12 protein-coding genes are annotated in these 13,307 nt (G+C 44.9%); 2 read left to right on the top strand and 10 right to left on the bottom strand.

All coding sequences use genetic code 11. The features are described 5' to 3' along the window. Positions 1 to 2,316 (bottom strand): AsmA family protein (locus ACJ751_RS28505; RefSeq protein ID WP_407748943.1); only part of this gene is annotated, 2,316 nt, incomplete at its 3' end. A gap of 102 nt (positions 2,317 to 2,418) precedes the next feature. Between ACJ751_RS28505 and ACJ751_RS28500 the strand changes: the two genes are divergently transcribed. After that, on the top strand, positions 2,419 to 3,027 hold the full coding sequence (locus tag ACJ751_RS28500; RefSeq protein WP_407748942.1) for a TrmH family RNA methyltransferase: 609 nt from the start codon (positions 2,419 to 2,421) through the stop codon (positions 3,025 to 3,027). A 47-nt stretch (positions 3,028 to 3,074) separates the two neighbouring features. Then, positions 3,075 to 3,563, top strand: coding sequence for a TlpA disulfide reductase family protein (locus tag ACJ751_RS28495; protein WP_407748941.1), 489 nt, complete (start codon positions 3,075 to 3,077; stop codon positions 3,561 to 3,563). Between the two features lie 84 nt (positions 3,564 to 3,647). Here the strand turns inward: ACJ751_RS28495 and ACJ751_RS28490 are convergent, their stop codons facing one another. The 9 genes from ACJ751_RS28490 to miaB all read right to left on the bottom strand — a co-directional run bounded on the left by ACJ751_RS28490 (position 3,648) and on the right by miaB (position 13,042). Continuing rightward, on the bottom strand, positions 3,648 to 4,280 hold the full coding sequence (locus ACJ751_RS28490) for a DUF4142 domain-containing protein (RefSeq protein ID WP_407748940.1): 633 nt from the start codon (positions 4,278 to 4,280) through the stop codon (positions 3,648 to 3,650). 363 nt (positions 4,281 to 4,643) lie between these two features. Next, entirely contained in the window at positions 4,644 to 5,252 is a 609-nt protein-coding gene (locus ACJ751_RS28485) for a thioredoxin family protein (protein WP_407748939.1), read from the bottom strand. 241 nt (positions 5,253 to 5,493) lie between these two features. Continuing rightward, complete coding sequence (locus tag ACJ751_RS28480; RefSeq protein ID WP_407748938.1) at positions 5,494 to 6,471, bottom strand: YihY/virulence factor BrkB family protein; 978 nt, start codon at positions 6,469 to 6,471, stop codon at positions 5,494 to 5,496. Continuing rightward, the gene (gene mltG / locus ACJ751_RS28475) at positions 6,468 to 7,520 is read right to left on the bottom strand and encodes an endolytic transglycosylase MltG (RefSeq protein WP_407748937.1); all 1,053 of its coding nucleotides are present in this window, start codon (positions 7,518 to 7,520) and stop codon (positions 6,468 to 6,470) included. Before mltG ends, ACJ751_RS28480 begins: the two co-directional genes overlap by 4 nt. 244 nt (positions 7,521 to 7,764) lie before the next feature. Continuing rightward, on the bottom strand, positions 7,765 to 8,097 hold the full coding sequence (secG, locus tag ACJ751_RS28470; protein ID WP_407748936.1) for a preprotein translocase subunit SecG: 333 nt from the start codon (positions 8,095 to 8,097) through the stop codon (positions 7,765 to 7,767). A gap of 1 nt (position 8,098) precedes the next feature. Beyond that, positions 8,099 to 9,508: a hypothetical protein gene (locus tag ACJ751_RS28465; protein WP_407748935.1), complete on the bottom strand. Its 1,410-nt coding sequence runs from the start codon at positions 9,506 to 9,508 to the stop codon at positions 8,099 to 8,101. A 9-nt stretch (positions 9,509 to 9,517) separates the two neighbouring features. Further along, positions 9,518 to 10,102, bottom strand: a complete 585-nt coding sequence (gene lptE / locus ACJ751_RS28460; RefSeq protein WP_407748934.1) for an LPS assembly lipoprotein LptE — start codon at positions 10,100 to 10,102, stop codon at positions 9,518 to 9,520. Beyond that, positions 10,086 to 11,330 (bottom strand): sigma-54 interaction domain-containing protein, encoded by a 1,245-nt coding sequence (locus ACJ751_RS28455; protein ID WP_407748933.1) that lies wholly within the window; start codon positions 11,328 to 11,330, stop codon positions 10,086 to 10,088. The genes lptE and ACJ751_RS28455 overlap by 17 nt, the downstream gene beginning before the upstream one ends. Before the next feature lie 233 nt (positions 11,331 to 11,563). After that, a complete protein-coding gene (gene miaB / locus ACJ751_RS28450; RefSeq protein WP_407748932.1) occupies positions 11,564 to 13,042 on the bottom strand; it encodes a tRNA (N6-isopentenyl adenosine(37)-C2)-methylthiotransferase MiaB in 1,479 nt (492 codons plus the stop codon). Positions 13,043 to 13,307: the final 265 nt, after the last annotated feature.

Genomic DNA, 13,307 nt, shown 5'->3' with positions numbered 1-13,307 from the left:
TTTTCCGATCGGCATCAGTTTTTGTACGGTATTATAGGCAAAGAAAGTTTTCTGTATGTCCAGATTCTGCACATCATACGTAAGCGAAATATCGGGTTTCTTTTTGCTTACTCTGGTAGAGTAGGAGCCACCCAGTGCAATGGTGCCGTCGAGGGCTTCCATTTTTACATCTTTCATACTAACGGTTTCATCCTTTACAGCAAGGGTACCGGCAATATTTTTATAATCTACCTTGTCGTATTTAACATCGCCTGCTTTGGCATTGAGCGTAAGGTTCAGGTTTTTGGGAACCGCAAACGGTTCGCTTGCAGCAGCAGCAGTAGTAGTTTTGGTGGCCGTGTCTTTTGTGGCCGGGGCAGGGGTGGCGGTAGCGCTGGTAGTGCCCATTAATTTGTTAAGGTCCACTTTATCGGCCGACACATTCAGTACACCTGCCAGTGTTTCATCTTTCAATGCATAGCCGATCAGGTTATCGAAATGGCCATTGGCGTTGAAATTGGTACCCTGGAAATTACCGGTTACATCGTTCACCGTAACGTTTTTAGGGTTAAAGGTGAGCTGGGTATTTTTCAGGTTAACGCCATCGGGATAATCTTTCGACTTATAGCTGACGTTAGTAGCTTGTACAGTGCCGGCAGTTTGTATGGCGTCGTACTGACTTTTATCGATGGATGATTTCTTCCCTTTTACCGATACATTGGCGTTCAGGTTACCGGCCAGTGAAGTGCCTGGTTCAAATTTATAGAACTGGGCAATGTTGGCCAGGTTGAACGTGCCCTTGGCGGTTCCATCAAAATAAGGATCTGAGGCCAGTGTTTTCAACAGCAGGTTCAGGTCAACCACATCTTTGCCTATTTCAATGTGCGCCGTTGGGATGTTTATCACCGCATGGTCTGCTAATGCATCAGGACTTTCAAAGTTTATTCTTGCACTGGTATTTTGTATCGGCGCCGGAAAATCTTTTGATGAATAATACAGTTTGCTGATGTCGATATACCCTTTGGCGGTGAAATCGCCGGGTTGTTGTTTTTGTACAACAGCCAGGCTGCCTTTTGCCTGTACATCGGCATCGAGGTTACCGGCGAGCTTGGTGCCGGGCAGCTTTACAAACTGGGTAATGGTGGCCAGGTCGAGCTTGCCTTTGGCGGCTGCATCGATGTACTGGGCGGTCATGGGTTTTTGAAACAGCACATGAAAGTCGAAGGGATCGGTTCCAAATTCAATATGCGCTTTGGGAATGTCAACCACCGCATTATCGGTTACCCCATCGGGATTGTTCACTTTTACCACGAGGTTGATGTGCTGAACTGGTTTGGGCAGATCTGGATACTGGAAGAACCCGTCCTGTATTTCGAGATTGATGTTGTAAGCGGGTATTTGTTTGCCGCCGTAGGTTCCTTTGATAAAACCATTGAACAGCGCTTTACCGCTTGTTTTAATTTTTTCGAAGTCCTGGGCATACACCGCAGGGATTAACGACAGAATGCTTTTAAAGTCGGTTGAGGGCGCTTTAAAATTAATATCCATATTGTAGGTGCTGTCATTCACCAACTGGAAAAAGCCGTCTGTAGCGAGTTTTAACCCGTTTAGGGCTATTTCATCTGTCTTCCAGGTGTATTTGCTGTTTTTGGTATCTACCACAATATCCAGGTCGATGCCGGTTTTGGTATTGTTGAGGTAGGGAATGCCGCCGTAAATAAAAGTTACGGCATCTGCATTGGTGTTCGTTTTCAACGTGAACAGGTCTGAGGTGAAATCACCGCTGCCTTCGTGCGTTAAATTCACCAGCTCGGTGCTCATGCCCGTGGTAGCGTCGTCATATTTTACGTATGCATTTTTGATGGCATAATGCTGCAGGTTCATTTGAAAAGGGGAAGCTGCCGTATCACCGGTTGGGGTGGGGGCAGTGGCCGTATCGGGTTTGGTGATGTCCCAGTTGGCCTTGCCTTCTTTGGTAACAATGGCATGAATACGCGGTTCATCGATATTAACCGAATAAATTTTCATATTCTTGCCGCCGATTACGCTGAAAAGGTTCACAGCTACATCAATTTCTTTGGCGCTGATGAGGGTATCTTTGGCAAATACATCGGTGCCTACTACCTGTAGCTCTTCCAGTGCTACAGAAACCCGGGGAAAATGACGAAAAAAGGAGAGGCTGAGGTCTTTAAAATTAACCTGGGCATTGATATTCTTGTTGATCTGTTCTTTAGCAATGGCAATGATCTTGCCTTTGAAAATAAAAGGGGCCACAAACAGGATCACCAACAAAACGCCAAGGGATATTCCGGTGATCTTCAGGATTTTTCTGAGCATAGGTAATTGGTTTACTTTCAATCTGTAGCGTGAAGGTAATAGAAAAAGATACATGAAACAAGGCACAAGGCTCAAGTAAAAACGTGTAACAAAATATTAAATATGACTCCCGAAAGACATGCCCGCCTGCTGGCTGTATTAAATAAGCGGCAAACTGATTTAACGGTAGTGCTGGAAAATGTGTCTGATCCGCATAATATTTCAGCCGTGATGCGTACCTGTGATGCAGTAGGGGTGCAGGAAATATATGTGTTGAACACCAAAATTCCCCGCCATAAAAAATGGGGCGCCAAAAGCAGCAGCAGCGCCGCCAAATGGCTGAGTGTTTACCAGTTCACCGATGCGGAAGCCTGTTTTGCGGCGCTGCGCCAGAAATATGACCGCATTTTAACCACCCATCTTAGCAGTGATGCGGTTAATTTATACGATATTGATTTTACCAGCCGGATTGCCCTGGTGTTTGGCAACGAGCATTCAGGTGTAAGTGATGAGATCAGGGCCATGGCCGATGGCAATTTCATTATTCCTCAGGTAGGTATTATTAAATCGCTTAATATTTCTGTTGCCTGTGCTGTTACGCTGTATGAAGCGCAACGGCAAAAGAAACTGGCAGGGCATTATGATAAAAGCCGGATACCATCGCATCTAATGAATGAGTTGTTGGAAAAGTGGGGTTTTGAGGAAGAGGAATCAATAAGCAATGGACAATAGGCTAAAGGCAATTTGCAGCCCTTATCAATATTAAACTTAAGTTTCAAATGAAATCCATTTATCTTACTTCTTTCTTCCTACTTCTTACTTCGTTGGCCTTCTGTCAAACAATAAAGAAGGTAAAGGTTACCGAGGTGGAGGAGTATATCAAAAACAGCGATCATCCTATTGTGTTGAATTGCTGGGCTACCTGGTGTGCGCCCTGTGTGGGGGAAATACCTTACTTTATGGAAACGATAAAGAAGTACAGTGATCAAAAAGTGGAGCTGGTATTAATGAGCCTCGACTTTGCTACGGCTTATCCCAATAAGATCGTTGACCTCATTAAGAGAAAACATTTCGAAGCGACCTTTTTGTGGTTGAACGAAACCAATGCCGATTATTTTTGTCCGAAGATAGATCCCAAATGGGATGGCACGCTGCCTTCTACTTTGTATATAGATCCTAAAACAGGTTATCGTAAATTCTTTGGCCGCCCGATGACGGACAGGCAGATTGATTTGGAAGTAGGCAGATTGGTAGGGTTGAAGAAGTAGTTAACCAGTTAACCAGTTAACCAGTTAACCAGTTGATCAGTTAATTGGTTAACTGATCAACTGGTCAACAGATCAACTGAATTACTATTTCAAACTCTTATTAATAGCTTTCGCTGAATCCAGGTGCATTCTAAGCGTTGGTAATTTTTGCGAGCAAAATGTTTTTATGTCAGGATCGGTTCCATTCTTTGCACATTTTTCAAATTCGTCTACTACGTCTTTATGGTCGCTTTCCATCATTTTCATATAGGCTTTATCAAAGTCAGTACCTTTCTTTTTGCTGAGGTCTGTTATGTGGTCCTGATTTTTACCCCCCAGTTCGGCAGGTAAGTTTACATTCTTTCCGCGGGCAATTGTTTTCAGTTCATCATTGGCAGCGCTGTGATCGCGTACCATCATTTCTGCAAACATCTTTACCCGGGGATTCGTAGCTCTCTCGGTGGCCAGTTTGCTGGCTTCTACTTCCGTCATGCCACCAACGGCAGCATCATTCATAAAAGTGTGGGTTTTATCATCAACGGTAGTTTGCGCCGTTGCGCCCGTACGGGATGAATCTGGCATAGCATTCACATCGCGGGTTTTATCTGCATCATTAGGCGGCGCCTCATTGATACCGGTTGAGTCGGTGTTTTTACCATTCTTTGACGCGGGGCCCTGGCAGGCAAAAAGAGAGAACGTAGCGCATACTGCAAATGAATAAAAGATTGTTTTTTTCATTCTGAACATTTTTTAGTGTTTTTTATATGTAGCGGCATGGGGTATAGAGGTTGTTGTATATGCAGCATTTTTTATGCCTTGCCTTTTTGAGTTGGCATAATAGCCATAATATGAATGGAATAGATTGTTGTGGGGAGTAATGTCAACAAGAGAGAGGGTCATGTAAGCAGTACAACATTGATTGGAGCAGGGCAGAAGGCAGAAGGCAGAGAATATTCCGCGGTGCAAGATCGTTTATTAGTTGCAAAGAATCGCGAGCCATGTTTGCCGTTTGCCGTCTGCCGTTTGCCTATTCACGAAAATGCGAATCCCCCACCAATTGGCAGGGGATTGTACAGATTTTAAAAACGGGACTTATTGGTGTTAAGAGATTCTCTTAATACTACAACCAACCGATCTCGATTGTTTTACCGATACTTCCTTTCCGGACAGCACCTCATTCATCGCTTCTTTTAAATGATGGCGGGTTACACTGGCAGCATCGGATGATGGACTATCGTCAATGGCGCCATGATAAACCAGTTTTCCATTTTTATCGAACAGAAAACATTCCGGTGTACGGGAGGCTCCAAATGCATCGGCCAGCTCATTATTCTTATCTTCGGCATAATACCAGTTATACGCCTGCGCTTTCGCATACGCCTGCATGGCGGTCAATGATTCAGAACTTTTTCGGTTAGCTTCATTAGCATTCAACAAAACCACACCAATACTTTTGCTTGTCGCATACTGACAGATTTCCTTAGTACGGGCCTGATTATTAATAACCACAGGGCAGGTGTTACAACTAAACATTACCAGCAGGCCGTTCTCCTTTATAGCGTTCTTTAATGTCACTTCTTTGCCGGAAATGTCTTTTAACTTATTGTCTGCTTTCGGAATACCTGATCCCAATGGCAATGGGTCTTTCATAGCAAATGCAAACAAAACCATTGCAGGCAACAGCAACAAGCCGGGTATTGCTTTTTTCATTTGACATTTAATTAAAAAGTGTATTAACAGGGCGGGGTAAAACCTGAATAAGATTTTCATTGTATTCTGTCCCTTCATGAAAATTTTATTGCGGAGCTTTCATTGTAGCAGATCTCTATGACAAACAGCTATGCAAAGTTTACTAAAAAATGCTGGTTTTACCTAGTTTATTTCCGGGGCGCAGCTTTAAAATTTTATTAAAAAATAGGGAATAATTGTAATGTGAGCCGTTTAACAAATGTTATACGCGATCGCGCAAAATGAGGTCTTCATTGATAGTTTCATGCTGTTTCTGGCGTTCATCGGCCATGGCTTTAATAGAGTGGATACTTACATTTAATTCATATCCAATGAGCAACACAAGCGAATTAATATAAATGATAATCATCAAAACAATGATGGTACCTATTGACCCATACAGGGCATTGTATTTCCCAAAGTTGTTTACAAAAATAGAAAAGCTTAATGTAGTAAGGATGCTTAAGAAAGTGGCCAGGATGGCGCCTGGGGAGAACAGCCTGAACCGTTTTTTTATAGCCGGGGCATATTTATAAATAAACCCAATGGCATAAAAGATCAGGGCGACTATAAACAGCCATCTTGCTATACCAATGAATTGCAACACCGTGGTATTTTGAATACCTAACCATTTCAGCACCGCGTTTTGTGCAATCAGTAATATTAAGCAGGCTAAGATTAAGCCCATAATGATGACTGTAAGCTTGATGGCTACTATGCGGGTATTTAACCCGGTGCGTTTTTCAAAACCAATATAGTTTTTATTGAAAGAACGCATTAAACCCATCATGCCATTGGAAGCGAAAAAGATCAACAACACAAAACCGAACGACAACAACGCTATGTGGTCTTCTTTAAAAAAGCTGTCTACAAACGTGATGATACCTTTGTTATACGTATCAGCCGGAATGATGTCGCGGATTATAGAATGCAATTGCCGTTTTATTTGGCCCTTGCGAATAAATGGCAATTGTGGTATCAGCGTAAATAAGAACAGGCACGAGGGCGGAATGGACATGATAAAGTTATAGGAAACGGCCGATGCCCGTTCTGTTAAACCCACCCGGCGGATCTGTTCTTTAAAAAACTTTACTACATCGAACAGAGGTACACCGTCGAAACCGGGTAATACCACTTTTTTACTTTTTTCAGCAAAAAAGCGAATAGGGGGTGAGTTCAATATGACGCGTTCTACATTCATTTATGTTTTTCTAAACTGTCTTTTGCTGCTCTTTTCTGTTGTTCTACGTCCTGTGCTTTGCGGAAATCATTAGCCACTTTTACGTGCTGCTCAAATGTTGAGGTGAACAAATGATGGCCCGAAAAATCACTTGCGGCTACAAAATAAAGATAATTTGTTTGTGCCGGTTGTAAAACTGCATCGAGTGTTTGTACCGAAGGGGTACAAATAGGTCCGGGTGGCAACCCGGTATTTCTGTAGGTATTATAAGGCGATTCTACCTGGGTATGTTTTTCGTAAATACGTCTTAAGGTAAAGTCTTTCAGGGCAAATTTTACCGTAGGATCGGCCTGTAACCGCATTCCTTTATTTAACCGGTTCAGGTATACGCTGGCAATAGTATCTTTCTCTGATAATTTATTGGTTTCTTCTTCTACAATAGAGGCCAGCGTGTACGCCTGGGCGGGTGTAAGCCCCAGTTTACGCGCTTCGTCACGGCGGGTGTCTGTCCATACCTTTTTATACTCGCCGTAGAATTTTTCGAATACGGTGTGTAAGGGAGCATTCCAGAAATAGGTATAGGTATTGGGATAGATCATGGCCATAACCGTATTGCTATCGAACCCGTACTGTTTCAGGGTGTCGGGATTGGTTAGGTAATTGAGCACATCCATGGAATCTATTTCCATTTTGCGGCCCAGGAAGCCAGCCAGGTTTTCTTTGGTGCGCAGCTTGGTAATAATGAGTTTTACCGGGGCCTGGGTGCCATTGCGGAGGAGCCGGGTGATGTCCATCAGGCTCATGCCATTCATTATTTCATAGCGGCCGGCCTTCAATTTTTCCGGTATGTCGAGTTTGGTGGCTAACAGATCGAGCATGCCCGGGCTTTTTACCAGGTTGCTGTCGCGAACTGATTTCAGCACTTCCGGCCAGGTGGCGTGACCGGTATATATGTAGAGGTATTTCGATTTTTGAGGGAATGCGGTATTGGCTGTAAAGAATTGCCAGCCGGCAAAGGCGCCTGCCAGCACTACAATAATCAGAACGCTTGTTACCAGTTTTCTGAACATGGGATATAGATTAATTTTTTATCATCTATTGATATTGATCCTTCTCCATTCTGCGAGTGCAAGAACTATGCTAATCGTGAATGGTGAATGGTCAATGGTGAATAGAACCCTATTTTCGAGGTTAATAACGAATAGGGAATGCAGAAATTTTGTGAATTATTGACCATTGACGATTGACCATTCACCAAAATAAAAAAACCCTGCCCAAATTAAAGACAGGGTTCCGTTATTTTTTTACAATATCTTATTTCCCTGGTGCGGGTGCAGTATTTTGTAAAGGTGATCCGCTGTTAGGGGCGGTGGCTCCGGATGAAGGACGGGCATTTATTGACTCGGCTCTGGTTGCTTTACCCTCGGGGATAAAGAAAGCTGAGAACAAACACAACAAGGCAATAGCAATTGCCATAACCCAGGTACCTTTTTCCAGTACATCGGTTGTTTGTTTTACGCCCATGAACTGGGAATTAAAACCGGCAATGCTTCCGGCCAATCCGCCGCCTTTAGGGTTTTGGATCAGGATAAGTAGCCCCATGGCCACACTAGCTATAATTATGAATACCAGAAACAAAATGATCATGTCACTGTGCTTTTAATTGTTCAATTCGACCCGCAAAATAAGGGCTTTTGGCGGGATTAAGCAAACTTAATTTCTCGTATACACGTATTGCCTTATTGGTATTTCCCTGTTTGGCCCAAACTTCGGCCATGGCCTCGGTCAATACCTCTTTTTCCTCTACCGAATGTTCGGCAATACGCTGAATGCTTTGGTTGGTAATTTCGTCTAATGATGTAGATTCAACAGGACCAACGCGTTTCATGCTCCGCAACCAGTCGGTAAAGCTTTTCAGCTGTTTACCCAGTTTGTCTTTCAGTTCTTCCTGTAACAGTTTTATACCCTGGGACGCAAAATAGTCGATGGTGTGGTACGATTCAAAGACCGGTTCACCCAGATCAACCGACATTCTCCCTTCCTGCGTGGCGGCGGTAAAGCCTGCCGGCTGGGTGGGGGCTTGCGCCTCAATGGCTACAGGTTCTGCTGCAGGAATTATTTCATTGATCTCTTCAACTGATTGTTCTTCAATAGCAATTTCAGCCGGAGCCTGAACTGTTTCCCCGATCGTTTGAGGGGCTATGGCGGCCAGTTCCTCAGGAGCTATTTCTACTGCGGGCACAATGTCATCGGCCTGGGCGGTAACCTCCATCTCCACTTTCGTAACCTCAACGGCCGGTACTATGTCGTCTTCCATCGGCACGGTTTCCAGCTCGGCACGGGTCACTTCTACGGCCGGCACAATTTCATCTGCTTCCTTATCAATTTCTCCCGAAACGGTAGTGGGCGGGATCAATACTTCTTCTGTAATACTCACCGCATTGGCGGCGGTTTCTGCAGGATTGTTTTCTTCGGCCAACTGGCTGGTTTCGGCAATGGCTACTGCCGAGGCTGTTTCACCCTGTTGGGGCGCCTCTTCCTGTTCAACCAGGGAGCCGTCTTCATTTACCTGCAGGCTTATTTCCTGTTCTTCCTTAACTGGTTCTTCAGTAGCAGGAGCCGTTGTTTCCTGTACCGGTTCTGCAGGCACATCAGCCGCTGCAGCTGGTAAGGCAGTTTCTTCTTCGCCGGGCGTTTCCGGTTGAACCGCTAATGGCGGGTTACTAAACGGAGTGTCCGTTTTGGGCATTTGCACCACAATTCTAAACCCTGGTTGCTGGGCCGGTTCTTCCGCTTTTACCGGTATAACAGGCGCATCTTCCTTTTGGTCGAGTTGAAAGCGTAACCACAATGCATTATGAAAGTAAAGAGAAGCCTGTTCCCCCTGTTCATAATGATTATAGGAGCCAATGTCCTTCAGCTTTTTGGCATACAGGAATTGTCCAACCGCAGCATATGGGTAATCGTCAGTGAACTGTTTCAGTTCCTGTTCAGTCACCTGTTCAAAGGAGTCTTTGTCGAAAAGGTGTTTGACCAGTGTTTGAATGTGATATTGCATGTAACCAGCTTACCAGTTTGAAAAAATTCGGTTGAAAATTTCATCCACCATGTTTTTGATGATGGTCTCGTTTAATTGGGCTTCAGCCTGTGTTAGCGACTGGGTAGCTCCGAAGTCGAAGTTACGGGAAACATCGGCTTCAAAATTCTTTGTAGGGTCCAGGTTGTTCCTGAAATTGAGGTGCACAATAACAGTAAGCCGCTGAATAGATGCCTGCTGCTGGGTTGTACCATTATTGTTGGTACCGGTTGAAACACCCGAAGTGGTAACATTATACCCGGTAACCGCACCACTGATGTCGTAATGAGCATCATCACCCTGCACCCCGCTTAACCTGGTTTGGCTCATGATCTTCTGGCGCAATTTATCAGTTAACTGCGGGCTCAGCTGCGGATTTACATACCGCGCCTTGTTCTCAATATAGTTTACTCTGAAGGTTTTTACTTCAGGCGGAATGGAACCAATGTCCTTGAAACTGTAGCAACCTGCGAAAAGCAAGGCAACCGGCAAAAGGCTAAGGGCAAAAAGTATAGTTATTCTTTGCCTTCTGCCTTCTGCCTTCTGCCGATTTCCTTTATCATTCTTTAATATCATATTCTTTAAGTTTACGGTAGAGCGTTCTCTCACTAATGCCTAAATCCAACGCCGCGTCTTTCCGTTTGCCTTTATGTTTTTTAAGTGCTTTCTCTATCAGTTCTTTTTCCTTGTCCATTATATTCAGCGACTCATCCACTTCTTCATGATGATGAATATCGTCGTTATCATGATGGATCATTACCTGCTGGGCGGGGCCCTGAACAACAGGCTGCGAATAGGCCGCAGGCAACAGCTCTTTTGACTTCAGCTCATTTAATAACGACTGATTTTGCACGCTGGTACCCGGGTTCTGCAGAATATCTACAAACATCTTCTTTAACTCGGTTACATCCTTCTTCATATCGAAAAAGAGCTTGTACAAAATTTCGCGCTCGTTGGCAAATTCGTGCCCATTGGCTACGGGATTGGTGCTTGGATTGGCGAGCACCGGCAGCCGGTTCATGTCCCGGTTGGGGAGGAAGCGTTTTAACTCATTGGATGAAACCAGTTTATCGGTAGCCAGCACGGAAATTTGTTCTGCAATATTCTTTAATTCACGCACATTACCGGGCCACGGATAGTTTATTAACACATCTTTGGCCTCATCATCCAGCTGCACCGGTGTGGTTTTATAGCGCTCTGCAAAATCAACGCTGAATCGTCTGAACAGGAGGGGAATGTCCTCTGGCCGGTCGCGCAGGGAGGGCACCCTGATGGGAACCGTGCTTAACCGGTAATACAGATCTTCCCTGAACTTACCATTTTGCGTGAAGGTGAGCAGATCTTTGTTGGTGGCGGCAATAACCCGCACATCGGTCTTTTGCACTTTTGAAGAACCTACGCGAATGAACTCCCCTGTTTCCAGCACGCGCAGCAGGCGGGCCTGCGTACCCAATGGCATTTCACCAATTTCATCGAGAAAAATGGTACCGCCGTTCACTGTTTCAAAATAACCTTTACGGGCATCAACGGCGCCGGTGAAGGAGCCTTTTTCGTGGCCGAACAATTCCGAGTCGATAGTGCCTTCGGGAATGGCGCCACAGTTTACTGCAATGAACGGGTTGTGTTTGCGAGCTGATAAGGAATGAATGATCACTGAAAATGCTTCTTTACCTACACCGCTTTCTCCGGCTATCAGCACGGTCAGGTCGGTATTGCTTACCTGTGCAGCTACCTGCAGGGCAAAGTTCAATGCCGGCGAGTTGCCGATAATGCTGAACCTGTTTTTGATACTTTGAATATCCACTTTCTACTAATTTATTTCAGATACCCTCAGCGGTTATCAATGATAATTTTGCATGAAGGTGATCCGGATTATTTTAATCAGGGCATGCCCTGTATGAGTTATGTTATAAAAACGCCCTTGTGTAGTAAAGGTCTGGTTTGGCACTTTTGCCAAACTGATAGTTTCATATGGTTACAATCAGGCGATCATTGCAGGGCGCCAGTTACCCGATCAAGGTAACCGGTTACCATTATTCAGGGTTCAATTTTTCCAATTAATGTAGCGCCGGTACAATCATGTACTTTAACCATTACGTATTGGCCTTTGTTCAGTTGGTATTGTTCTTTCGGGAACACTATTACTTTGTTCTGGCTGCTACGTCCCATCCAGTCCTGGTCGCTGCGCTTGCTGTTTCCTTCAATCAGCACTTTAAAAGTTTTGCCTAGGTCTTTCAGGTTACTTTCACGGCTCAGCGCATTTTGCAGTTTTACGATCTCATCTAACCGCCGTTTTTTTATAGCTTCAGGTATATCGTCCTGATAGCGGCGGGCAGCCAGGGTTCCGGGGCGCTCGCTGTAAAAGAACATATAGCTCATATCGTATTTGCTGTGCTGCATTATGCTCAGCGTATCCTGGTGGTCTTCTTCAGTTTCGGTACAAAAACCGGCAATGATATCAGAGCTGATGCCGCAGTCGGGCATTATTTCCATAATGCGATCTACCTTGGCCATATACCATTCGCGGGTATAGGTACGGTTCATCAATTGCAAAACCCGGGTTGAACCGCTTTGTACCGGCAGGTGAATATATTTACAAATGTTCTCGTACTTCGCCATGGTGAACAATACATCGTCGGTAATGTCTTTGGGGTGCGAGGTAGAAAAACGAACACGTAATAAAGGATCGATCATTGCCACCATTTCCAGCAGGTTGGCGAAGGTTACAGCCTCCCCCCGGCCCCCTCCGGTGGAGGGGGAGTTGGCGGACACTCCGTTTATTTGCGTACTGTTTAAATTTTCAGATACCCAATAATAGCTGTCTACATTTTGGCCTAATAAGGTTACTTCTCTATATCCTGAATTAAACAGGTCAGTGCATTCCCTAATAATAGAATGAGGATCGCGGCTGCGTTCGCGGCCCCGGGTGAAGGGTACCACGCAGAACGAGCACATATTATTACAACCCCGCATAATGCTCACAAAACCCGCCACACCATTGCTATCCAGCCGAACGGGGGAGATGTCGGCATAGGTTTCATCCCGGCTCAACAGCACATTCACGGCTTTTTGGCCGGTTCCCGCTTCTGTGATAAGGTCGGGCAGACTGCGGTAGGCATCGGGCCCCACCACCATATCAACCAGCTTTTCTTCTTCCAGGAGTTTCCCTTTCAGGCGTTCGGCCATACAACCCAGTACACCAATGAGGGCGCCGGAATTGTGTTTTTTAACTTTGCGAAGTTCGGTCAAACGTTTACGCACGGTTTGTTCCGCCTTCTCACGAATAGAACACGTATTTATCAGGATCAGGTCGGCTTCCTCGAAATTGCGGGTAGCGCCAAATCCGTTTTCGTTCAGGATGGAGGCTACGATCTCACTATCGGCAAAATTCATTGCGCAACCATAGCTTTCAATATAGAATTTTTTATTATATGCAGAAGGGTCATTTACAAAGGGAGCATAAGCTTCTCCCTGCCTGGTTTCTTCGTGCATGGTATGATTCATCCGCTCTAACATCAACAATTCAGTTTTTGGGATGGCAAAGATAACCAAAAAAGGGTTTCAATGACAGGTTGGCAGGGAGAACAGTCTGAACTGGGATTTATTGGATGGTTGGGAAATGGTTAAGTAGTTGGCTGAAATGGTTGCAGACAGGCTGTAGCGGAATGCTCAGGGAGTTGTCTAAGAGTGGTCAGAGAGTTGTCTAGGAGTTGTCTGGGAATGCTCATACGCACTAGTATTCCTGTACAGGATCCAGAGCATACCAGGACAATACCCAGAG

Origin of the sequence: Niastella sp. (genome assembly GCF_045805085.1) — a bacterium.
Taxonomy (GTDB): Bacteria; Bacteroidota; Bacteroidia; order Chitinophagales; family Chitinophagaceae; genus Niastella.
The sequence above is the reverse complement of the archived record's forward strand: the minus strand, read 5'-3'. Positions and strand labels throughout refer to the sequence as shown.

Bases quoted from the DNA above. Each gene is read 5' to 3' on its own strand.
- ACJ751_RS28500 (WP_407748942.1), top strand. From the start codon at position 2,419: ATGACTCCCGAAAGACATGCCCGCCTGCTGGCTGTATTAAATAAGCGG.
- ACJ751_RS28495 (WP_407748941.1), top strand. From the start codon at position 3,075: ATGAAATCCATTTATCTTACTTCTTTCTTCCTACTTCTTACTTCGTTG.
- ACJ751_RS28490 (WP_407748940.1), bottom strand. From the start codon at position 4,280: ATGAAAAAAACAATCTTTTATTCATTTGCAGTATGCGCTACGTTCTCT.
- ACJ751_RS28485 (WP_407748939.1), bottom strand. From the start codon at position 5,252: ATGAAAAAAGCAATACCCGGCTTGTTGCTGTTGCCTGCAATGGTTTTG.
- ACJ751_RS28480 (WP_407748938.1), bottom strand. From the start codon at position 6,471: ATGAATGTAGAACGCGTCATATTGAACTCACCCCCTATTCGCTTTTTT.
- mltG (WP_407748937.1), bottom strand. From the start codon at position 7,520: ATGTTCAGAAAACTGGTAACAAGCGTTCTGATTATTGTAGTGCTGGCA.
- secG (WP_407748936.1), bottom strand. From the start codon at position 8,097: ATGATCATTTTGTTTCTGGTATTCATAATTATAGCTAGTGTGGCCATG.
- ACJ751_RS28465 (WP_407748935.1), bottom strand. From the start codon at position 9,508: ATGCAATATCACATTCAAACACTGGTCAAACACCTTTTCGACAAAGAC.
- lptE (WP_407748934.1), bottom strand. From the start codon at position 10,102: ATGATATTAAAGAATGATAAAGGAAATCGGCAGAAGGCAGAAGGCAGA.
- miaB (WP_407748932.1), bottom strand. From the start codon at position 13,042: ATGTTAGAGCGGATGAATCATACCATGCACGAAGAAACCAGGCAGGGA.